At 58.8% G+C, this 20,536-nt stretch carries 20 protein-coding genes; 12 read left to right on the top strand and 8 right to left on the bottom strand.

Annotation, left to right across the window (positions count from 1 at the left end; translation table 11 throughout):
- Positions 1-9 precede the first annotated feature (9 nt).
- From ACU4F7_RS10675 to dmsD, 3 genes are read left to right on the top strand one after another with little or no spacing between them, the layout of a single operon-like run.
- Complete coding sequence (locus ACU4F7_RS10675) at positions 10-627, top strand: DMSO/selenate family reductase complex B subunit (protein WP_029592892.1); 618 nt, start codon at positions 10-12, stop codon at positions 625-627.
- Position 628: 1 nt separating this feature from the next.
- The gene (locus ACU4F7_RS10670; RefSeq protein ID WP_029592891.1) at positions 629-1,486 is read left to right on the top strand and encodes a DmsC/YnfH family molybdoenzyme membrane anchor subunit; all 858 of its coding nucleotides are present in this window, start codon (positions 629-631) and stop codon (positions 1,484-1,486) included.
- 44 nt (positions 1,487-1,530) lie between these two features.
- Positions 1,531-2,136: a Tat proofreading chaperone DmsD gene (gene dmsD / locus ACU4F7_RS10665; RefSeq protein WP_481638632.1), complete on the top strand. Its 606-nt coding sequence runs from the start codon at positions 1,531-1,533 to the stop codon at positions 2,134-2,136.
- An 18-nt stretch (positions 2,137-2,154) separates the two neighbouring features.
- On the opposite strand, the gene ACU4F7_RS10660 is transcribed toward dmsD, so the two are convergent.
- Positions 2,155-2,490: a GlpM family protein gene (locus tag ACU4F7_RS10660; RefSeq protein ID WP_481638631.1), complete on the bottom strand. Its 336-nt coding sequence runs from the start codon at positions 2,488-2,490 to the stop codon at positions 2,155-2,157.
- Between the two features lie 400 nt (positions 2,491-2,890).
- Here ACU4F7_RS10660 and ACU4F7_RS10655 point away from each other — a divergent pair, with 400 nt between their 5' ends.
- The 4 genes from ACU4F7_RS10655 to osmV are packed head-to-tail and all read left to right on the top strand — an operon-like array spanning position 2,891 to position 6,325.
- Positions 2,891-3,604, top strand: coding sequence for an ABC transporter permease (locus ACU4F7_RS10655; RefSeq protein WP_029592888.1), 714 nt, complete (start codon positions 2,891-2,893; stop codon positions 3,602-3,604).
- Between the two features lie 16 nt (positions 3,605-3,620).
- Complete coding sequence (osmX, locus tag ACU4F7_RS10650) at positions 3,621-4,523, top strand: osmoprotectant ABC transporter substrate-binding protein OsmX (protein ID WP_481638630.1); 903 nt, start codon at positions 3,621-3,623, stop codon at positions 4,521-4,523.
- Between the two features lie 9 nt (positions 4,524-4,532).
- Positions 4,533-5,180: an osmoprotectant ABC transporter permease OsmW gene (gene osmW / locus ACU4F7_RS10645; protein WP_029592887.1), complete on the top strand. Its 648-nt coding sequence runs from the start codon at positions 4,533-4,535 to the stop codon at positions 5,178-5,180.
- Positions 5,180-6,325: an osmoprotectant ABC transporter ATP-binding protein OsmV gene (gene osmV, locus ACU4F7_RS10640; protein ID WP_029592886.1), complete on the top strand. Its 1,146-nt coding sequence runs from the start codon at positions 5,180-5,182 to the stop codon at positions 6,323-6,325. Before osmW ends, osmV begins: the two co-directional genes overlap by 1 nt.
- 61 nt (positions 6,326-6,386) lie before the next feature.
- Here the strand turns inward: osmV and bioD are convergent, their stop codons facing one another.
- The 3 genes from bioD to ACU4F7_RS10625 all read right to left on the bottom strand — a co-directional run bounded on the left by bioD (position 6,387) and on the right by ACU4F7_RS10625 (position 9,444).
- Positions 6,387-7,076, bottom strand: a complete 690-nt coding sequence (gene bioD / locus ACU4F7_RS10635) for a dethiobiotin synthase (protein WP_029592885.1) — start codon at positions 7,074-7,076, stop codon at positions 6,387-6,389.
- Positions 7,077-7,199: 123 nt separating this feature from the next.
- Positions 7,200-8,417 (bottom strand): sugar metabolism global transcriptional regulator Mlc, encoded by a 1,218-nt coding sequence (gene mlc / locus ACU4F7_RS10630; protein WP_481638629.1) that lies wholly within the window; start codon positions 8,415-8,417, stop codon positions 7,200-7,202.
- 94 nt (positions 8,418-8,511) lie between these two features.
- Positions 8,512-9,444, bottom strand: a complete 933-nt coding sequence (locus tag ACU4F7_RS10625; protein WP_029592882.1) for a LysR family transcriptional regulator — start codon at positions 9,442-9,444, stop codon at positions 8,512-8,514.
- Between the two features lie 121 nt (positions 9,445-9,565).
- Here ACU4F7_RS10625 and ACU4F7_RS10620 point away from each other — a divergent pair, with 121 nt between their 5' ends.
- Both ACU4F7_RS10620 and ACU4F7_RS10615 read left to right on the top strand, forming a co-directional pair.
- A complete protein-coding gene (locus ACU4F7_RS10620; protein WP_481638628.1) occupies positions 9,566-10,816 on the top strand; it encodes an MFS transporter in 1,251 nt (416 codons plus the stop codon).
- Positions 10,817-10,888: 72 nt separating this feature from the next.
- Entirely contained in the window at positions 10,889-12,373 is a 1,485-nt protein-coding gene (locus ACU4F7_RS10615; RefSeq protein WP_481638627.1) for a carboxypeptidase M32, read from the top strand.
- A 156-nt stretch (positions 12,374-12,529) separates the two neighbouring features.
- Here ACU4F7_RS10615 and ACU4F7_RS10610 read toward each other — a convergent pair whose 3' ends face one another.
- A complete protein-coding gene (locus tag ACU4F7_RS10610) occupies positions 12,530-13,942 on the bottom strand; it encodes an MFS transporter (RefSeq protein ID WP_481638722.1) in 1,413 nt (470 codons plus the stop codon).
- Positions 13,943-14,169: 227 nt separating this feature from the next.
- On the opposite strand from ACU4F7_RS10610, the gene ACU4F7_RS10605 reads away from it, so the two are divergent.
- Complete coding sequence (locus ACU4F7_RS10605; RefSeq protein WP_481638626.1) at positions 14,170-15,039, top strand: LysR family transcriptional regulator; 870 nt, start codon at positions 14,170-14,172, stop codon at positions 15,037-15,039.
- A 46-nt stretch (positions 15,040-15,085) separates the two neighbouring features.
- Here ACU4F7_RS10605 and ACU4F7_RS10600 read toward each other — a convergent pair whose 3' ends face one another.
- Entirely contained in the window at positions 15,086-15,817 is a 732-nt protein-coding gene (locus ACU4F7_RS10600; RefSeq protein ID WP_481638625.1) for an SDR family NAD(P)-dependent oxidoreductase, read from the bottom strand.
- A 99-nt stretch (positions 15,818-15,916) separates the two neighbouring features.
- Here ACU4F7_RS10600 and ACU4F7_RS10595 point away from each other — a divergent pair, with 99 nt between their 5' ends.
- Complete coding sequence (locus tag ACU4F7_RS10595) at positions 15,917-16,312, top strand: winged helix-turn-helix transcriptional regulator (RefSeq protein WP_481638624.1); 396 nt, start codon at positions 15,917-15,919, stop codon at positions 16,310-16,312.
- A gap of 460 nt (positions 16,313-16,772) precedes the next feature.
- On the opposite strand, the gene ACU4F7_RS10590 is transcribed toward ACU4F7_RS10595, so the two are convergent.
- Complete coding sequence (locus ACU4F7_RS10590) at positions 16,773-17,351, bottom strand: DUF4142 domain-containing protein (RefSeq protein WP_029592874.1); 579 nt, start codon at positions 17,349-17,351, stop codon at positions 16,773-16,775.
- Positions 17,352-17,699: 348 nt separating this feature from the next.
- Between ACU4F7_RS10590 and ACU4F7_RS10585 the strand changes: the two genes are divergently transcribed.
- On the top strand, positions 17,700-17,921 hold the full coding sequence (locus ACU4F7_RS10585; protein WP_321164467.1) for a YnfU family zinc-binding protein: 222 nt from the start codon (positions 17,700-17,702) through the stop codon (positions 17,919-17,921).
- Positions 17,922-18,246: 325 nt separating this feature from the next.
- Here the strand turns inward: ACU4F7_RS10585 and pgaB are convergent, their stop codons facing one another.
- The gene (gene pgaB / locus ACU4F7_RS10580) at positions 18,247-20,283 is read right to left on the bottom strand and encodes a poly-beta-1,6-N-acetyl-D-glucosamine N-deacetylase PgaB (protein ID WP_481638623.1); all 2,037 of its coding nucleotides are present in this window, start codon (positions 20,281-20,283) and stop codon (positions 18,247-18,249) included.
- Between the last annotated feature and the right edge of the window lie 253 nt (positions 20,284-20,536).

Raw genomic sequence — 20,536 nt, 5'->3', positions numbered from 1 at the left:
GAGTAACCGATGACTACCCAGTATGGCTTTTTTATCGATTCCGCCCGCTGCACAGGCTGCAAAACCTGCGAGCTGGCGTGCAAGGATTACAAGGACCTTACCCCGGAGGTGAGCTTTCGCCGCATCTATGAGTATGCGGGCGGCAGCTGGCAGGAGGATAACGGCGTCTGGCGCCAGGATGTGTTCGCCTACTACCTCTCGATTGCCTGCAACCACTGCGCCGACCCGGCCTGCACGAAAGTCTGCCCGAGCGGCGCGATGCACAAGCGCGACGACGGCTTTGTGGTGGTGGATGAGGATATCTGCATCGGCTGTCGTTACTGCCACATGGCCTGCCCTTATGGCGCGCCGCAGTACAACGCGCAGAAGGGCCACATGACCAAGTGCGACGGCTGTCATGAGCGGGTGGCGCAGGGGCAGAAACCCGTCTGCGTGGAATCCTGCCCGCTGCGCGCGCTCGATTTCGGCCCCATCGACGCGCTGCGCCAGAAGCACGGCGCGCTCGCGGCCGTCGCGCCGCTGCCCGCCGCGCGCTTCACGCAGCCGAACATTGTAATTAAACCCAACGCCGGCAGTCGGCCCTGTGGCGACGCCACCGGCTACCTGGCCAACCCGAAGGAGGTGTGAGATGGGCAACGGATGGCATGAATGGCCGCTGGTGCTGTTTACGGTGCTCGGCCAGTGCGTGGCGGGCGGGCTTATCGTGAGCGGCTTCGGCTGGCTGGCGGTGGCGCGCGAGCGCCCGGCAAGAACCCGGCTGGCGCGGGCGATGTTTCTGCTGTGGCTGTTGATGGGCGTGGGCTTTCTCGCCTCGGTGATGCATCTGGGCTCGCCGCTGCGGATGTTCAACTCCCTTAACCGCGTCGGAGCGTCTGCGCTGAGCAACGAAATCGCCGGCGGCGCGCTCTTTTTCGCGGCGGGCGGGTTGTGGTGGCTGGCGGCGTTTCTGGACAAACTGCCGGCGGCGTTCGGCAAAGCGTGGCTGGTTATCAGCATGGCGCTGGGGCTGGCGTTTGTCTGGATGATGAGCCGGGTCTACCAGATTGAGACGGTGCCGACCTGGCGCAACGGCTATACCACGGTTGGATTCTTCCTCACCGTCCTGCTGGGCGGGCCGCTGCTCGGCGCGCTGGTGTTGCGCCTGGCGCGGGTGCGCGTCAACCCGGTGGGTTTCGCAAAGGTAAGCGCGGCGGCATTGTTGCTCAGCGTAGCGGTCATCGTGATGCAGGGCCAGACGCTTGCCGCCATACACAGCTCGGTGCAGCAGGCGGCGACGCTGGTGCCGGATTACGCCTTATGGCAAACCGCACGCCTTGCCATGCTTGCGCTGGGTTTGGGCTGCTGGCTCTGCCCGCTAATCCGACGTACTGAGCCGCGTACCCTTTCCCTTATCGCAGGCTTCGTGCTGGTGTTAACCGCAGAGATAGTGGGCCGCATTCTGTTTTACGGGCTGCATATGACCACAGGCATGGCGATCGCAGGATAATTCTGGCGCGGGGCTAACCCGCGCCGCTTAAGAAGGTAAAAGCAGTGAAGACGACGCTGAACGACATCGCCCTTTGCGCCCGCGTACTCGGCGCGCTTTTTTATTATTCACCCGCTTCGGCTGAAGCCGCGCCGCTGGCGCAGGCATTGCGTCACGAGAACTGGCGCGCGCAGTGGCCCCAGGCTGTACCACAAGCAATAACCTGTGGGTTTCGCGCGCCGGAAAGCGAAGAGACGCTCGAGCAGGCCTGGCAACGGCTGTTTATTGGGCCGTGGGCGCTGCCCGCGCCGCCCTGGGGCTCGGTCTGGCTTGACCGGGAAAGCGTGCTGTTTGGCGACTCTACCCTCGCGCTGCGCCAGTGGATGCGGGAGAACGAAATAGACACCGGGGCGGCAAGCAACGAGCCCGAAGATCATATCGGTCTGCTGCTGCTAATGGCGGCATGGCTTGCAGAAAACGGCAGAGCGGAGGCGCTGGAGCAGCTGCTGGCCTGGCACCTGCTGCCCTGGGCGGGCCGCTTTCTGCAGGTGTTTTGCGAAAACGCCGGTCACCCTTTTTACACGGCGCTTGGCGAATTGACGCGCCAGACGCTGGCAGGCTGGCGCGAAGGGCTGGTCACGCCCGTAGCGGTAAAACCGCTCTACCGTTGAGCGCATGGCGGCCTTAACTCAGTGAAAGCGCGTCCAGAGCGCAATCAACAGCCAGGCGCTCAGGCACCAGAGCGCCACGGCGCCTGCCAGCGCCAGCGGCGCCCGCATCATGGCGCTGAAGACCCACAGCGAAGCCAGATAGACAAAATAGGGGATAATCGACCACATGCCGAAAATCACGGTGGCGCGCAGCGCTTCCACGCCGCGCTCTGTGACGACGATATAATGCGCAATCAGCGCGAAGGTCGGAAAAAGCGGGATCAGTCCGGCAATATAATAATTTTTCGTCTTCGCCAGGATCCCAATCACCACCACCACCAGCGCGCCAATCAGCGCTTTTATCAGTAAACCCATCGCCCGCGTCCCGGCTTTAATCTGTAAGAGACGTGAAACTATCACACCTTACAGGCCGCAGAAAAATGAAACCTTTTCTGCTGCTTATGCGATGCGCTTTCTCATTATGCTTGTTTATTTATTCAGCAACTTTATTGTTACTAATATAAATTACTTTTCCCGAACTGTTACGGTGTCACTTTGGCCTGCCGCTTTTTAAGATAATTCTACTCATAAGGAAATAAGCGAGACGACATAAGGTATAACGCTTATTACTACGGAGAATATACGCCTGGAGCGCTCCCGCTCCGACTGGAATCCTTCCCATTGCATTGCTATAGCACTTTACACCGTGGTGAAACACGGGATAACAACAGGCAATACTTTTGTTGCCCTAAAACGTGCATACAGGGAGCGCGCCATGCAAACGGCTTCACTTGCTAAACGTACTTTTCTCGCGGTCGCGGGATTGCTTATCGCCGTCGGGTTGCTGGTCTGGGGCATTGGCCTGGACGTTATCAAAACCCGTCAGGAAGATTTGCTTTATCTGGGTAAACAGCATCTGTGGCTGGTTTTTAGCTCCATGGCGCTGGCATTGCTGGTCGGCATTCCGAGCGGGATAGCGTTAAGCCGACCCGCCGCGCGTCGCTGGGCGGAATATGTCATGCAGATTTTTAACGTCGGCAATACCCTGCCGCCGCTTGCCGTGCTGGCGCTGGCGATGGTGATTATCGGCATTGGCGACAAACCGGCCGTTGTGGCGCTGTTCCTCGCCTCGCTGCTGCCTGTCGTACGCAACACGTACGCGGGGCTATGCGCCGTGCCGGGTTCGCTGATTGAAGCGGCCAACGGCATTGGCATGACCAAACGCCAGCGCCTGTTGCAGGTCGAGTTGCCGAACGCCTGGCCGGTTATTCTCTCTGGCGTGCGCATCGCGACCGCCATTAACGTCGGCACCGCCCCGCTCGCCTTTCTTATCGGCGCCAGCAGCTACGGCGAGCTTATCTTCCCGGGAATTTACCTGAACGATTTCCCGACCCTTATCCTTGGCGCGTCGGCTACCGCCCTCTTCGCCTTGATCCTGGATATGGCGCTGGCTGCGCTGGGCCGCCTGCTCAGTCCGCACACCGCCTGAAATAAGGAGCGTTGAGATGAAACTACCCCGACTGTGCGCCCTGCTGGCCGCCGCCATGCTCTTTACCGGCGCGGCGGCGGCGGCCCGTCCGCTGGTGCTGGCGTCGAAAGGCTTTACCGAACAGCATATTCTTTCCGCCATGACGGTGGAGTACCTGCAAAAGAAAGGCTTCCAGGTGGAGCCGCGCACTAACATCGCTGCGGTGATTTCCCGTAACGCGATGGTCAATAAACAGGTGGACATGACCTGGGAGTATACGGGCACCTCGCTGAGCATCTTTAACCGCATTAAGGAGCCGATGACGGCGCAGCAATCTTACGACACCGTAAAAAAGCTCGATGCGAAACTGGGGCTGGTCTGGCTGAAGCCCGCAAAGATGAACAATACCTACGCCTTCGCCATGCAGCGTAAGCGCGCCGAAGCCGAGCAGATAACCACGATGTCGCAAATGGTGGAGAAGATTGAGCAATTGCGCAAAACCGACCCGGATAATAACTGGCTGCTGGGGCTGGACCTGGAGTACGCCGGGCGCAGCGACGGCATGAAGCCGCTGCAGCAGGCCTACAACATGCCGCTTGACCGCTCGCAAATCCGCCAGATGGACCCGGGCCTCGTCTATAACGCCATTCGCGACGGGTTTGTCGATGTCGGTCTGGTCTACTCCACCGACGGGCGCGTGAAAGGGTTTGATCTGAAAGTGCTGGAGGATGACAAGGGGTTCTTCCCAAGCTATGCCGTCACGCCGGTCGTGCGCAAAGAGGCGCTGGAGGCTAACCCCGGCCTTGATGAGGCGCTCAATACCCTTTCCGGTCTGCTTGATAACGACACCATCACTACGCTCAATGCGAAAGTGGATATCGATCACCAGTCGCCGCAGCAGGTCGCCCACGACTTCCTGCGCAGCAAAGGTCTGCTTTAAGGAGAGCCGATGGATACCCTTCATTACATGATTGATAACGCAGGCTACCTTGGCATGCTGACGCTGCAACACCTGTGGCTGGTGCTGCTCGCGGTAGGCCTGGCGATTCTCACCGGCGTGCCGCTTGGCATCCTCATTGTGCGTCATAAATGGCTGGCGACGCCGGTGCTGGGTCTCGCCACGCTGCTGCTGACCGTACCCTCCATCGCCCTGTTCGGGTTGATGATCCCGCTTTTCTCGATGATAGGCCAGGGGATCGGCGCGCTGCCCGCCATCACCGCCGTCTTTCTTTATTCGCTGCTGCCGATCGTACGCAATACCCATACCGCCCTCGACAGCCTGCCGCCGGGGCTGCGTGAAGCGGGCCGCGGCATCGGCATGACTTTCTGGCAGCGCCTGCGCTGGGTGGAAATTCCCATGGCCCTGCCGGTGATTTTCGGCGGTATTCGCACCGCCGTGGTGATGAATATCGGGGTAATGGCTATCGCCGCCGTGATTGGCGCGGGTGGTCTTGGCCTGCTGCTGCTCAACGGCATTGGCGGCAGCGATATCCGCATGCTGATTGCAGGCGCCTTAATGATTTGTCTGCTGGCGATTGTGCTCGACTGGCTGCTTCACCGCCTGCAAGTAATGCTTACGCCTAAGGGGATTCGATAATGATAAAGCTGGAAAACCTCACCAAACAGTTCACGCAGAAGAACGGCCAGACCGTGAACGCGGTCGACAACGTTAACCTGAACGTGCCCGAGGGCGAAATGTGCGTGCTGCTCGGCCCCTCCGGCTGCGGCAAAACCACGACGCTTAAAATGATTAACCGTCTCATCGCCCCTACCAGCGGCAAGATCCTCATCAACGGCGAAGACACCACCGATCTTGATACCGTGACGCTGCGCCGCAACATCGGCTATGTCATTCAGCAGATCGGTCTGTTTCCCAACATGACCATTGAAGAGAACATCACCGTGGTGCCGCGCATGCTGGGCTGGGATAAGGCGAAGTGTAAAGCGCGCGCCACCGAGCTGATGTCGATGGTGGCGATGGACCCGAAACGCTTTCTCAACCGCTATCCGAAAGAGATGTCCGGCGGGCAACAGCAGCGTATCGGGGTGATTCGCGCACTGGCGGCGGATCCGCCGGTGTTGCTGATGGATGAGCCTTTCGGCGCGGTCGACCCTATCAACCGCGAAGTTATCCAGAACCAGTTTCTGGAAATGCAGCGCCAGTTAAAGAAAACCGTGATGCTGGTGAGCCATGATATTGACGAAGCGCTGAAGCTTGGCGACCGCATCGCCGTGTTCCGCCAGGGAAGAATCGTTCAGTGCGCCAGCCCTGACGAGCTGCTGGCGAAGCCGGCGGACGAGTTTGTCGGCTCTTTCGTCGGCCAGGACCGTATCCTGAAGCGTCTGCTGCTGGTGCAGGCGGGCGATGTGACGGAGGCGCAGCCGACCATCACCGTGCGCCGCTCCACCTCGCTTGCTGAAGCCTTCGCCCTGATGGATGACAACGATATGCGCTCGATTACTGTGGTGGATGAAAACGACAAGCCGCTCGGCTATGTCAAACGCCGGGAGGCGCGCGGTGCGACCGGCGTATGCGCCGACCTGCTGCATCCGTTTCGCGTCACGGGCAAAGCGGAAGATAACCTGCGCGTCGTGCTCTCCAGACTTTATGAGCACAACACTGTCTGGATGCCGATTGTGGATGAAGAAGGCCGCTACAGCGGAGAGATTTCGCAGGATTATATCGCCGATTACCTGAGCTCGGGCCGCACCCGCCGGGTGCTGAACACCCCTGCCGGCTAAGCGACGTAGCCCCTAAAAAAAACGCCTCCCACGGGAGGCGTTTTTTGATGTCGGAAACAGGTCAGACGGCTTTCGCGCACGCCGTCAGCCCCAGCGCGGAAATATCCACATAGTGGCTCAGCTCGCGCTGCTCGGCGCGCGGCAGATAAGGCAGCTCGCCCACCAGCGGACCAGGCAGCTTTTTGCTCAGCACGTCGATGATTTCCGCGTAGTGCGCCAGGCCTGGATTAATACGGTTCGCCACCCAGCCGATGAGCGGCAACCCATCGTTAGTAATGGCCTGCGCGGTTAACAGCGCGTGGTTGATGCACCCTTCCTGAATGCCCACCACCATCAGCACCGGCAGCTGTTCCTGCACCACCCATTCCGAAAGCGGCCGCAGATCGTTCATCAGGCTGCGCCAGCCGCCGGTTCCCTCTATCACAACATGGTCGGCCTGAATGCTCAGGCGCGCCAGGCCGTCGGAAAGCAGGGTGTAATTAATCGGGCAACTGTGCGCCACGCTGCTCTCATCTTCGCTCAGGGCGATGGGGTTGATGGCGTGGTAAGGGAGATCGAGGGTTGAGACGCTTTGCAGCACCAGGGCATCCCGGTTGCGTAATCCTTCCGGCGTCTCTTTGCTGCTTTTGGCGACAGGCTTAAACCCCACCACGCTTTTGCCGCTGGCGGCCAGGGCCTGCAGCAGCGCGCGCGACACCACTGTCTTCCCGACAGAAGTATCCGTACCGGTTATAAAGAAACGCTTAAGCATCACTGACTCCACGGTTATGCTCAGATAAATACAAACGAGAATAATTCAGTGGCGAAAGTGTAAAATAAGACGGTTGGCCTCAGATTGAGGTAGCGCAATTTTTGGTGGATGAGGTAAAAATTGTTACCCCTGCAACAGACGAATCAATAACGAACCGTTATACATCGCATCTTTCACCAGCGCGGCGCCCGCCATGGTGCCCCGGTTAGAGAACTGCGTGCTCTCTACGCTGATATGGCTGCTGTAGGCTGGCAATGCCTGCTGGCGAATGCAGTTTTCAATGGCGGGAAAGAGAATATCGGCCGCGCGGTTTAGCGGCGAGCCGATGATTATCTTCTGCGGATTAAACAGGTTGACCATAATGGCCAGAATGCGCCCGACGTTGGTGCCGACGCCGAGGATAATGTCGCGGGCCAGCAGGTCGCCGTGCAGCGCCGCGTCGCAAAGCGATTCCACGCTAAGCGGCTGGCCATGCAGCATAGAGCCCATCGACTGATTCATCCGCTGCTGCGCCAGCTCCAGCACGCTGTCGATGCTGGCGATGGTTTCCAGGCAGCCGTGGTTGCCGCAATAGCAGCGTTTGCCGTAAGGGTCTACCTGAGTGTGGCCTATTTCGACCAGCGAACTGCTGCCCGCGTGCAGCAATCGCCCGTCGGTTATCACCCCGGCGCCCACGTTGTGGTCAATAACCACCTGAATGACATCCCGCGCGCCGCGCGACGCGCCAAACAGCGCCTCGGCCATAGTCCAGGCGCTGATATCGTGCTGAATAAACACCGGCACGCCGGTATGCGTTTCCAGCGCCTCGCCGAGCGGCATATCGGTGATGTCATAGAAAGGCATCTGTCGGACCAGGCCGCTTTCGGTATCAATCACGCCCGGCAGCGTAATGGCGATGGCGGTAAGCCGCTCCAGCTTCTGCTGGTGACGAATGAAAAAGGTATCGACATGCTGGATGATACGCGCAAGCAGCGGCGCTTCGGCCGTCAGGGGCAAATCGAGCTGCTCTTCCACCACCAGCTTGCTGCTTAAGTCACGCAGCGCGAGGTTGATTTCGCCGCGGTTGATGCGCACCGAAAGGTAATGCCAGGCCTCGGTTTCCACCGCCAGCCCAACGGCAGGCCGTCCGCGGCTGCCCGGCTCCTGAATTTCCGTCTCCTGCACCAGATGCGCTTCGAGCATCTCACGAACAATTTTGGTAATGCTGGCGGGCGCGAGTTGCGCGAGGCGAGAGAGGTCGATACGTGACACCGGGCCGAGCTGATCGATCAGACGATAAACTGCGCCTGCATTGGTTTGTTTTATTTGATCAATATGGCCCGGCTGGCTATCAGCAACCACGTCTTGCTTCCTTATTTTCACGCTGCGAAATAAACCTTCGGCTATGGTGAAGCACTTATACACATATCGTCAAATATTTCACCATGCTTGTGATTTACCGCACATTTTTGAGCGCCCTCGCCGTGGGAGCGAGCGTTAATGCCGCTTCGCTGACCAGCGTTATGAAGCGCTCGCTGGCGGCGCTTATCTCATGGTGCTTCGACCAGACCAGCCACATCTCCGATACCGCGTCCGGCTCTTCAATCGCCACCCAGCGCATCTCCTCCAGCCGCACCCGCTGAAACGAGGCGGGCAGAATGGAGACGCCAAGCCCCGCCGCCACCAGCCCGATGATGGTCATCGCCTCCCCCACCTCCTGGGTTATCTGCGCCTTCACGCCGTAGCGGCGCAGCAGACCGATAATGTCGTCATAAAGCCCGGTGCCGACGTGCGGGTCAAAAAAGACGAACGGCTCATCCGCCAGCTCGCGCAGCGAGATTTTCTCCCGGGCGGCCAGCGGGTGTTCGCGGTGGAGCATCGCCATCAGCGGCTCGCGCAGGATGAGCTTCCAGGCCAGCGTATCCGGCAACGGCGTGTTGCGCATCAGCCCGACATCCAGCGCGCCTTCGTTAAGTGGCGCTATCTGCGCGCGGGTGTTTATCTCCAGCGTCTGCAAATGCACGTCCGGATAACGCTTACGAAAAAGCGAAAGGCTGTCTGAAATGGCGCGGATAAAAGGCGCGGAGGAGGTAAAGCCGATGCGCAGCTCGCCCGTCTCCCCCGCGTGCAGACGTCCGGCGCGCACGGCGGCGGCCTCCACCTGGCTTAAGATTTGTCGGCTGTCGGCCAGAAACTGCAGCCCCGCCGCCGTTAAGCTGACGCTGCGGTTGGTGCGCGCCAGCAACCGGGCGCCAATCTGCGCTTCCAGCAGCTGGATCTGCTGGCTCAAAGGCGGCTGGGAGATATTCAGCCGGGCGGCGGCGCGGCCAAAATGAAGTTCTTCGGCGACTGCAACGAAGTAGCGTAAATGACGCAGTTCGATATTCATATTTTTAAAATATCATTTGAGATTATTAATATATTAGACAGAAGATTACCCACTTTCTACCCTGAAAAGAAGGCGATACCCGTGGCCTGCAACAGCGGGGATGATGATTCAGGACATAACTTTGAGCCGTACCACTACAGCCAGCGAACTGACCCCCGCTCGCGCTGACGTTCAGGGCGTGAAAACGCCGGTCACCCACATCAAGCGCGGCACGCCGCTGTTTATGCGCGTCACGCTGGCCCTCTTTTCGGCGGGCCTCGCCACTTTCGCCCTGCTCTACTGCGTACAGCCTATTCTGCCGGTACTCTCGCATGAGTTCGGCGTAACGCCTGCCGAGAGCAGTATTTCGCTTTCTATCTCCACCGCCATGCTCGCCGTCGGCTTGCTCTTTACCGGCCCGCTGTCCGACGCCATTGGCCGTAAAAATGTGATGGTGACGGCGCTGCTGCTCGCCTCGTGCTGTACGCTGCTTTCCACCCTGATGACCAGCTGGCATGGCATTTTGTTAATGCGCGCGCTGATTGGCCTCTCCCTGAGCGGCGTGGCGGCGGTGGGCATGACCTATCTTTCTGAAGAGATCCACCCAAGCGTGGTCGCCTTCTCGATGGGGCTTTACATCAGCGGCAACTCCATCGGCGGCATGAGCGGACGACTGCTGAGCGGCGTGGTGACCGATTTCTTCGGCTGGCGCGTGGCGCTCGCCGCCATCGGCTGCTTTGCCCTCGCGGCGGCGCTGATGTTCTGGAAAATCCTTCCCGCCTCGCGCCATTTCCGCCCCTCTTCCCTGCGCCCGAAAACGCTGTTTATTCACTTTCGCCTGCACTGGCGAGACGAAGGGCTGCCGCTGCTTTTCGCCGAAGGTTTTTTGCTGATGGGCGCGTTCGTCACCCTTTTTAACTACATCGGCTACCGGCTGATGCTTTCGCCCTGGCACCTGAGCCAGGCGATGGTGGGGCTGCTTTCTGTAGCCTATCTCACCGGCACCTGGAGTTCGCCTAAGGCGGGCGCGATGACCGCGCGCTTTGGCCGCGGCCCGGTGATGTTAGCCTTTACCGGCATAATGCTCTGCGGCTTGCTGATGACGCTCTTCTCCTCGCTGTGGCTGATTTTCGCAGGCATGCTGCTCTTTTCGGCGGGCTTTTTCGCCGCCCACTCGGTCGCCAGCAGCTGGATTGGCCCACGGGCGAAGCGCGCCAAAGGCCAGGCCTCTTCGCTCTACCTTTTCAGCTATTACCTGGGTTCAAGCCTCGCCGGCACGCTGGGCGGCATGTTCTGGCACGCCTGGGGCTGGAGCGGCGTGGGCGGTTTTATCGCCCTGCTGCTGGTGATGGCGCTCGGCGTCGGCGTACGTTTGCACCACCGCGCCCATTAACGGGCGGCGGGCCTCGTGTTTCAGCGTGGTTAATGGTAGTTTCTTGCTTTGCCCATTCTGTCACGAGGCCTTATGAAAATGACAAATTATCAGCAGCTTACCCGCACTTTCCTGCGGCTCTCCCGCTTCTCTCATCTCTCCTCCATCGCCAGCTGGGATATGTTCGCCATGATGCCGCCCGGCGGCAGCCAGGCGCGCGGCGAAGCGCTGGCGGAGATGAGCGTGCTTACGCACCAGATCCTCACCGATAAACAGGTTGGGCAGTGGATTGACGGCGCGGAGCAGGAAAACCTCAACGACGTTGAGCGCGCTAACCTGCGGGAAATCAAACGTCATTACGAGCAGGCCTCGCTGCTGCCGGAAGCGCTGGTGGAAGCGAAATCGCTGGCGGGCAGCCGCTGCGAACACGCCTGGCGCACCCAGCGTCCCAATAACGACTGGGAAGGCTTTTCACAAAACCTGAAAGAGGTAGTGAAGCTGAGCCGCGAAGAGGCGAAGTTGCGGGCTGAAGCGAAAGGCTGCTCGCGTTACGACGCCCTGCTCGATATCTTTGAGCCGCAGATGACCAGCGCGCGCCTCGACGCGCTTTTCGGCGATCTCAAAAGCTGGCTGCCGGACCTGCTCGCCCGGGCCACAGAGAAGCAGGCGCAGCGCGCGCTTATCGCCCCTGAAGGGCCTTTCCCCACCGCCACGCAGCGCGAACTGGGGCTGGAAGCGATGAAGATGCTCGGCTTCGATTTTAACGGCGGACGGCTGGACGTGAGCGCGCACCCTTTCTGCGGCGGCGTGCCGGAAGATGTGCGCATCACCACCCGTTATAATGAAAACGAGCTTTTCAGCGCGCTGTTCGGCGTTATCCATGAGACCGGCCACGCCCGCTATGAGCAGAACCTGCCGCGCGAATGGCCGGGCCAGCCGGTACAGCTGGCGCGCTCCACCGCGATTCACGAATCGCAAAGCCTGTTCTTTGAGATGCAACTGGGCCGCAGCGAGGCTTTCCTTACGCGTCTTTTACCGCACATTGTTCAGCGCTTTGGCGACCAGCCCGCTTTCGCGCCGGAAAATTACGTGGCGTGGAACCAGCGCGTGAAGCTAGGCTACATTCGCGTGGACGCCGACGAGGTAAGCTACCCGGCGCACGTCGTGCTGCGCTATGAGATAGAGCGCGCGCTGATCGACGGCGATATCGAAGTGGAAGATATTCCGGCGCTGTGGGATGAGAAAATGCAGGCGTGGCTGGGGCTCTCCACCAAAGGCAACTACCGCGACGGCTGCATGCAGGATATTCACTGGACCGACGGCGGCTTCGGCTATTTCCCGTCGTACACGCTTGGCGCCATGTATGCCGCCCAGCTGTTCCACGCCGCCCGCGCCGCGCTGCCGCAGCTTAACGCCGATATCGCCCAGGGCGATTTCAGCGCGCTGTTCGACTGGCTGCGCCAGAATATCTGGCAGCACGGCAGCCGCTTCTCCACCTCGCAGTTAATTACCAACGCGACGGGTGAAGACCTCAGCGCACGTTATTTCCGGGCGCATTTAGAGTCGCGCTATTTGTAAGCGTTGTACCTGGCGGGTGGCGCTGCGCTTACCCGCCAGTTGCAATCCCTCCGGCCTCATCAAGCTATGACGTTACATGCCCACACTAAAACGCAAACACCCGCACGCTAACGGCAATCCAGTGAAAACTCGCTCAGCCGATTGACCTTTGTCGCCTTACTTGAGGGAAAGGCTGGCTGGCGCTGAAGACAGCGCAGAGGAGCGCCGGATAAGCCGGACACTTAGCCCGGCGCCGCTGGCGAGGCAGACCGACATCGCCAGAAGCGCGACGATAAAGGCATGGGTAATAGTGGCGCCGCTTTTACCGTTGTCCAGTAGGCTGTAAAAAATGCCGCCGATTACGGCGACGCTCAGCGCAGTGCTGATTTGTAGCGCCGAGCTGGTCACGCCGGCAATCATGCCTGAAAACGCTGGCGCAACGCGGCCGGTCACCATCCGCACAAGCGTAGGCATCGCCAGCCCCTGGCCAAGACCGGTAACAAAAAGCAGTACGGCGAGCGGCAGCGTAGCCGGCGGGTTGCCCGCCTCGGTATTGGCAATCAACCATGCCATGCCTGCTAACCCCAGGGTCTCGCATCCCATTCCGATTGCGCTCAGATAATTTCCGACAAAACGCCTCAGGTAAGGCGTCAGCAACGGTCCTATCAAAAAGCCGACGCCAAAGGGCAGAAATACCAGGCCCGCGGTCAGGGCGTTTAGCTGCAACGCGCCTTGCAGATAAACAGAAAATAAAAGAAAGAAGGCGCCGATGGAATAAAGCAGCAAAACGATCGCCAGCCCCTGGCCCAGGCCCGGCGCGCGTAACACGGTCGGATCAAGCAGCGGCGAGCCGCCCTTCTGGCTAAGACGACCTTCATAACGCCATAACAACGAGGCCAGCAGCGGGAACGCAAGAAATGACAGCCACGTCCACCAGGGCCATCCCGCCTCACGGCCTTCAATCAACGGCACAATCAGCGCGCTCAGCGTAATGGTCGCGAGCAGCATGCCGACGGGGTCCAGTTTCTGTGCAGATTGCGCCCGCGTCTCTTTCAGCAGCGGCAGGCCAAACAGAATGACCAGCAGCGCCACCGGCAGGTTAACGAGAAAAATAGCCCGCCACCCCAGGTGAAACAGGTCCGCTGAAATCAGAATGCCGCCCAAAACCTGTCCGATAACCGAGGCCAGGCCAAACACGGCGCCATAGATACTCAGCGCTAACGGTTTTTCCGCTTCCGGGAAAATGGCCTGTACGGAGGCCAGCGCCTGGGGCGCCATAATCGCGGCCGTGGCGCCCTGTAAGATGCGTCCGGTAATCAGCACCCACGGTGACCAGGCTAAACCGCACAGCAGCGATGCAGCGGCAAAACCGATAAGCCCAAGAAAGAACATTTTTCCGCGACCATAAATATCGCCCAGCCGACCGCCGGTAATTAATGTCACCGCATACACGGCAGCATAGGATGAAATGACCAGCTGTTCAGCGGAGGAAGAGGCGCCCAGCTCGCCCTGAATGGCAGGCAGCGCAACATTGACAATAAAAAAATCGAGCGGCGGCAAAAATGCGCCGACCAGTAAAATGACAAACATTGCCCAGCGACGCGGCTCGGCTTGCGGACGGGCAATGCCTGCCCCAGTCCCGCTGGAGCCGCCGGTCACAATGGCAACGTTGTCTTTTGATTTGTTCATCTCTTCCGCTTCCTCTATTGCCGCCCGGGGCGCCTTAGTTGAGGAGGCTATAGTGATATCGACAAAGTTGTTTTGGAACTGACACTTTTGTATATTCGATGTTCATTTTTGAACGGCGAGACGATGGCATGGAATGGAGCGACGTCCGGGTATTTCTTGCAGTCCTTCGCAAGGGCTCTTTCGGTGAGGCAGCCCGAAGCCTTGGCGTGAGCCATCCGACCGTTGGACGCCGGATAAAGGCGCTTGAGGTTGAGGCGCAGCAAGCGCTATTTCGCCGGACAAGGGATGGTCTGGTGCTGACGGACGCCGGCGACAGGGTTCTTGCGCTGGCAGAAGCGGTGGAAAACTCCGCGCTGGCGATGGAACGTCGCCTGGCAGGTAATCACGAACGTCTGGAAGGGATATTGCGGATATCTTCAGCGGAGTGGTTTGCTAACTATGTTCTGGCGCCTGTCCTGTGCGAGCTGACGCGCCGCCATCCGGCGATTGTGCCGGAAGTCATCGCAAGCTACCGCTTGCTCAATCTGTCGCGCCGTGATGCCGACATCGCGTTTCGCATTGTTCCCTTTACCGAACCGGATATTGTCCAGCGCCGCCTGATGAGCATCCCCTATGCGCTGTATGGCACGGCGGAAACCGCGCATATTGCGCAACAGAACCCGGCCGCCGTGGGGCTTATTCTCATGAACACGGCGCAATCCCACTTTTCTGACGTCGCCTGGCTGCTCGACAGGTTCCCTCTGTCACGACGTGTGTTCACCAGCACCAGCCGGGCCGTTCAGGCGCAGATGTGCCAGCGGGGAATGGGGATTGCCGTGCTGCCGCGGCCGATTGGCGACGCCATACCCGGCTTGCAGAGCATTCCCATGCCGGAGCCGCCGCCATCCAAAGATATCTGGGTGGGCTATCACTCTGACCTCCGGCATATGGACCGCCTGCGGGTCATGCTGGATATCGCCGATGCGATGCTTGCCGATCCCGCGACGGCAGCAACGTGAACCTGTCGCACGCGCGGCCATCCCGGGATGGCCGCCGTGTCATCCCTTAAACCTGTGTCATTCCTCCATCAACACAAATCTCGGCGCCTGCAATATAGCTGCTCTCATCACTGGCGAGGAAAAACGCCGCGTTTGCCACCTCTTCAGGCCGGGCCATTCTGCCCAGCGGTATTGCGCTGGTTAACCCTTTACGCACATCATCAGAGACAGCGGCCATCATGTCCGTGTCTACCGGACCTGGCGCGACTACGTTAACCCGGATGCCGCGCCCGGCAAGTTCACGTGTCCAGGTGCGGGCAAAAGAGCGCAGTGCAGCTTTGCTGGCTGAGTAGACGCCATATCCCTGCGTGCCGATAACATCAGCAATTGAACCGATGAGTACGACACTGCTGCCGGGTTTCAACAGGGGCAATGCTGCCTGCAGGGCAAAGACGGGCGAGCGAACATTCAGGCCAAACGTCTTATCAAAATGCGGCTCATCGATTTCTTCAAGCGTGGCGTATTCCGAGATGCCAGCGTTGATGACCAATATATCTATCTGACCCGATTTTTCTGCAATCGTCTGCATGATACGGCTCAGTTCGTTCTTCTGGCTGACATCTGCCCGCAGTGGCATCGTGGTACCGGCTATTTTGCTTTTAGCGGTTTCAAGCTCTTCATCTCGTCTTGAGGTGAACCAGGTGACCGCCCCCTCGGTTGCGAAACGTTGGCTAATAGCCAGCCCAATTCCTTTCGCGCCGCCAAGCACCACAGCGACTTTTTTTTCAATGTTGCCCATCTGTTTTCTCCGCTTCAGGTCGAAAACCAATGGTATAAAATCTATACTTAATATCAATTACGCACTTTGCCTATACCAACGATAAGTGACTATATCGCCATGCCAGAGATAAATAACAACTGCCTGAAAGACATAGGAAAAACCCGCCCGGTTTTAGAAAACATCACCAATAAATGGTCGATATTAATTCTTACGGTGCTGTGTACTGAACCTTGCCGGTTCAATGAAATTCGCAGACGCCTGAACGGGATTACCCATAAAGCGCTGGCCGATGCGCTGAAACGCCTGGAGCGCAACGGTTTAGTGAATCGTCAGGTTCTGCCAAGCTCTCCTGTGAGTGTGGAATATTCTATTACGCCACTGGCGCAGTCATTGCAGCAGCCTTTTATGGCGCTGACGAATTGGGCGCTGGAGTTCGGTCCGGCCATGGAATTAGCCCAGGTTGAGTACGATCGTGCTCATGCAGATGAAAAATTGCTGCGCGATTCCGCCTGAACCTCTGAATCATCACAGGGGCAGCGGTGGCCCGCCACGGGAGTGATGAGAAATCATCAAGGCGCAGATTTATGATGAGCAAGGGCTTCGTCGGTTACTGCTGCGTTGAGACAACGCGGGCCGCCAGGATCAGGACGTACTGCGCAGTCACCCTGCCGTTGTCATTCCGGCAATGCAAAAATCGGTGGCGCCAGGGCGCCAGAAATGCGGGCTGTCCGTTTTGCGCCAGAAGCGGTCCTTCGCACTCTCTGCGCCATGCAGCCTGTCGAACCTGCCTGCGTTAATTCCAGTGCGGCAGCGTGTGACGGCCCACAGGCGAGCAGCGAACGGCACGCTTACCGTAAAGGTCGTCGCCCGTTCTTCAGCACGCTCAACAGCGACACTCCCGCCGTGGTTTTCTGCAACCCTTTGAACAAAGGGTTGCCCGGGCGCAGAACCCTGATCCCATCGAACAAGCCGGTTACTTACCGGATTGCGTCGACATCTGCTGGGCGGACTTCAGGTGCTGCTCAACGACCGGCGTATGCGCGTCGGCCAACGCCTTCACGTCCGAATCCTTAATACTCCCGGCGTCACGCTTAAGCGTCGACAGCACCATCTGGTGGTCCTTCATGCCGGCGTTTTCCATATACATCTTGTCAAAGGCGTCGCCGCTCTGTTTTTCCAGCTGGGCGGCCATGGCCTTGTGACTGGCGTCCGGCTCAGTCGGCAGCGTCACGCCTTTTTGCTGTGCGACCGCCTGTACTTTGGTCAGAGCGCCGCCATGGTCGTCAACCATCTTCTGCGCGAAGGCTTTGACGTCGCTGCTTTGGGCCTTGCTCAGGGCTATCTTCGCAGCAGCGATTTCATTGATATTGGCCTGCGCCATGTCCTTCAACGCTTTTTCGTCGCCGGCGCTGAGCTTAGCGCCCGATTCGCTCTGGCCTGCAGCGCTATTTTGCGCGGCGCTCGTCGCCTGGGCTTGCACGCCGACAGTGCTGAACATTGCTACAACTGCCGATACGGCCAGCAGCCCTTTTAACGTTTTATTCTTTTGCATTTTGTTCTCCTGAGGGTCATAGGTAAGGTTGGCGTCAGGTTAGTCACCGCGCGCAGCCTCGTCGATAAATGACAACTGCAATGGTCAGTATAGTGCATCAACAATTCGAGGCAGCAGGTTACGCCAGGTCTTCCACGGAGGGCGACAGGAAATAACGGCGAAAGCGAAGCGGAAATTACATAATGCGGCGTTTAAGACGAAGGTCGGATTTTGGGCATCCCGCGCATGAACGCGTGCCACTTATCCGGTGGATACGAGAAGCCATAAGCGCCGACGCACGCCTGCTTTCCCGCCTGTCGGGGCGCGGAAGCTTCAATACCTGCAGCGCCAGGAGAAGCATTACGGGCTATGTGCGGAGGAATCGTGTATGGTGGCTGCCCCTCCATCAGGAATTATTCAATGTCACAACGCAAAGACGCAAAAAATAGCCGTAATTATCTCGTGAAATGTACCTGCCCTCATTGCAATCAACAGTCAGAACACAGTTTCTCCCGGGTCCAGAAAGGCGCAATGCTCATGTGCCCTCGCTGCAGTAAGCTTTTCAGTCAAGGTAAAACTGCTTTCGCTTAATCCCCTGTCGGGTCATTAACGCCCGGCTACAGCACAACGCGCCCTGCCCCCTGAACGTAGTGTGAGTCACAGTGACCTGAGGCTCAGGCAGGCGCTGGTGCTGAACGCCCACAGCAGCCTGGCTTGTGGGTTTCGTTGCGGGAGTTTGAAAAGCGTTGCGCACGAATTGTCAGAAAAAACCGGGCTATGCCCGGCTTTTTATTTTCGCCCTCTCCTGCTTACTCCCTAAGCGCCTGGTTTTCAGCCCTGGCTTGATAAGCGAAGGGTGACTGCGCCCGCTCAGTGAGGCGAAAACGCGCGTTAAGCAACCAGTCAGTCAATGCGCTTAGTTACCCGTCAGAACGGCCGTTTTTTGTGGATACCACCAGGCGGAGAATGAGGGCCGAATCTCATCCATGCCTGGCTGACCATTAATAAAATCGTCGGGATAGTAGCCAAGGCTACTGGCGCCGCTTATCTCCAGTTGGTCCATCCATTGCGCCAGCTGTTTGCCACTTATCCTTCCCTGGTTTTCCGCCTGCCGCCAGTTTCGCGCCTGGAGTTCAAAAATGGTTTTGCGCAGCGCATCAGGGTGCCGATTCACGGCCGTCACCAGACTATCAAGCCAGGCGCCGCTTTCGTTAAGCGGCACGCCTTCCCTCAGCGGCATCGCCATCGGCGCCGTCCAGTCGTAGGTGGTCAGATAGTCGTTGAGGTTTTGCGCATACCGGGATTCGCTCTGCGGATCGAGCACCGGCGTGGCGTAGATGTTGCGCGCCGTTCTGACTTGCGGACCGCGAATCGCATGGACGGTCTCTGTTAACGATTTCGTGAAATCGATAAGCTCCCGGCTCTTGAAGCGCGTCCAGCGCGCAAACTCCTGCGGGTTGTTGCGAATGTCGGTGATGGAGCCTTTAAAGCCCGCCTGATGATAGGCGGTCATGGCGTCCGGGCTGGCGTCTTCAAATTCCGTCAGCAGCGCATCGTCATGGAAGAGAACGCCGGCAAAGTTGGAATAGCGGGCCAGGTCTTCATAGATTTCAGTGATTCGCTGGCGCGCCACGGCGTTAAAGGGCGACAAGCGTTGGTACTCTGTTGGGTCCATTTTCACCGTACCGGTTTTCGGGTCCCAGACCTGCACACGCGGCAACGACTTGTCCAGATTGAAGGCCAGCACCGGCATCGAGGCATAGACTTTCGCCCCGGCCCGGGTTTGCAACTGCCACGCCACAAAGTTAAAGAGGTCGGAGCGAACCGGCAGCCAGCGGTTCTTAAAATAGACCTCTCTGGCCGTACCGTCGCCCGTCGGGTCGGCGTACGCCTGGAGAAAAACATGTGACGCTCTCATGTCATAAACGCGCTGGATAAGCTTGTCGATGTTCTTTTTCTGCTGCGCCGGGTTCGGGTCGTATACATCATCCAGATCGATATGCATCACCCGCATGGAGTTAGGCTCGCGAACGCTTATTATCCCCTCGGCGAAGTTTTGGAGCGAAGGATTGCCGTTAATAAGCTGGCGAGGAATGCTGTCCAGATGGTTCACATTGCCAAGACCATCCTCAAGGGTAAAGGCCATCTGGTAGCCATGCTGTTTAATTATCGACAGCGACACGCCGTTGGCCGCGCCATAAGGCCAGACCCAGGCGCGCGGCGCTTTACCGGTCACTTCCTCGATTTTGGCGGTGATGGTGGCTACATCCTTATCGATACGCGCCTGATACTCTTCATCCGTCTCATACTGGCCGGTCTTTTTGTTGAACATGCGGTTCGCGACCGCAGGCTGCGAACTGCCCTGCGGGTTAGCCACGCCGCCATAGTGCGAAGCCCAGGTATGCGAACCGATTTCCACCAGCGGCGAGCGGCTCACTTCACGCACCATATCCCAGGTGGCGAACTTCTCGCGGGCGGTCGGCAGGCCGCCGAAGTCGACCTTTTTGTTCTCCGGCGTGCTGACCCAGATGCCGACCGGCGCCCACAGGGCGGGCCAGTTATAGGCTTTCAGCAGCGGCCAGACGCGGGTATAGAAACTGCTGTAGCCGTCATCGAAGGTCAGCAGCACCGCTTTTGGCGGCAGGGGTGCGCCGCCGTTGCGGGCATCGAGGATCTGCTGCACGCTCACCGGCCGGTAGTCGTTGCGCTTAAGCCAGACCATCTGATCGTTGAGCGCGCTGGTGCGCACTGACATATAACGCTGGTCCGCCCCGTCATCTTCCACATCGTGATAGGCAATGACGAGGAAACTGTTAGGCGGCCAGGGCCGGGACGCTATCGGCGCAGGCCTCTTCGCCGGGGCGATAAAGCGCGAATTACCCGAATGGCTACAGGCGGTGAGCAGCACCCAGGCCGCAATCAGCAGACTCGTAAGCAGTAAATATTTGAGCATGATAACGCCCTCAAACCTGATATTTGTATCAACGGATACGGGCTGCTGCATTCACTTGCGACGCGGCGGCACAGTGTGCTCTGCGAGGGGCAGCTTCGTCGTTAGTTGCGTTAAAACCGGACGTGGCGCCCGGCTCCGGAGGTTGTAAGTCTCTGCTTGCGCGTTATTCCGTACGCAGCAGCCTGCATTTGAATGGGTAGACAGCTCAGGAGGATGTTGTGATGGCGAATGTCTTATCGTTTTACGGCCAGAG

The sequence above is a fragment of the Franconibacter pulveris genome, assembly GCF_056780215.1.
Note: the sequence above shows the minus strand (reverse complement) of the source record. Positions and strands in the feature narration are given on the sequence as shown.

What these genes read in the sequence shown, in the direction of transcription:
- ACU4F7_RS10675 (WP_029592892.1), top strand. Translation starts at nt 10, where the DNA reads ATGACTACCCAGTATGGCTTTTTTATCGATTCCGCCCGCTGCACAGGC.
- ACU4F7_RS10670 (WP_029592891.1), top strand. Translation starts at nt 629, where the DNA reads ATGGGCAACGGATGGCATGAATGGCCGCTGGTGCTGTTTACGGTGCTC.
- ACU4F7_RS10660 (WP_481638631.1), bottom strand. Translation starts at nt 2,490, where the DNA reads ATGGGTTTACTGATAAAAGCGCTGATTGGCGCGCTGGTGGTGGTGGTG.
- ACU4F7_RS10655 (WP_029592888.1), top strand. Translation starts at nt 2,891, where the DNA reads ATGCAAACGGCTTCACTTGCTAAACGTACTTTTCTCGCGGTCGCGGGA.
- osmX (WP_481638630.1), top strand. Translation starts at nt 3,621, where the DNA reads ATGAAACTACCCCGACTGTGCGCCCTGCTGGCCGCCGCCATGCTCTTT.
- osmW (WP_029592887.1), top strand. Translation starts at nt 4,533, where the DNA reads ATGGATACCCTTCATTACATGATTGATAACGCAGGCTACCTTGGCATG.
- osmV (WP_029592886.1), top strand. Translation starts at nt 5,180, where the DNA reads ATGATAAAGCTGGAAAACCTCACCAAACAGTTCACGCAGAAGAACGGC.
- bioD (WP_029592885.1), bottom strand. Translation starts at nt 7,076, where the DNA reads ATGCTTAAGCGTTTCTTTATAACCGGTACGGATACTTCTGTCGGGAAG.
- ACU4F7_RS10625 (WP_029592882.1), bottom strand. Translation starts at nt 9,444, where the DNA reads ATGAATATCGAACTGCGTCATTTACGCTACTTCGTTGCAGTCGCCGAA.
- ACU4F7_RS10615 (WP_481638627.1), top strand. Translation starts at nt 10,889, where the DNA reads ATGAAAATGACAAATTATCAGCAGCTTACCCGCACTTTCCTGCGGCTC.
- ACU4F7_RS10610 (WP_481638722.1), bottom strand. Translation starts at nt 13,942, where the DNA reads ATGTTTGTCATTTTACTGGTCGGCGCATTTTTGCCGCCGCTCGATTTT.
- ACU4F7_RS10605 (WP_481638626.1), top strand. Translation starts at nt 14,170, where the DNA reads ATGGAATGGAGCGACGTCCGGGTATTTCTTGCAGTCCTTCGCAAGGGC.
- ACU4F7_RS10600 (WP_481638625.1), bottom strand. Translation starts at nt 15,817, where the DNA reads ATGGGCAACATTGAAAAAAAAGTCGCTGTGGTGCTTGGCGGCGCGAAA.
- ACU4F7_RS10595 (WP_481638624.1), top strand. Translation starts at nt 15,917, where the DNA reads ATGCCAGAGATAAATAACAACTGCCTGAAAGACATAGGAAAAACCCGC.
- ACU4F7_RS10590 (WP_029592874.1), bottom strand. Translation starts at nt 17,351, where the DNA reads ATGCAAAAGAATAAAACGTTAAAAGGGCTGCTGGCCGTATCGGCAGTT.
- ACU4F7_RS10585 (WP_321164467.1), top strand. Translation starts at nt 17,700, where the DNA reads ATGTGCGGAGGAATCGTGTATGGTGGCTGCCCCTCCATCAGGAATTAT.
- pgaB (WP_481638623.1), bottom strand. Translation starts at nt 20,283, where the DNA reads ATGCTCAAATATTTACTGCTTACGAGTCTGCTGATTGCGGCCTGGGTG.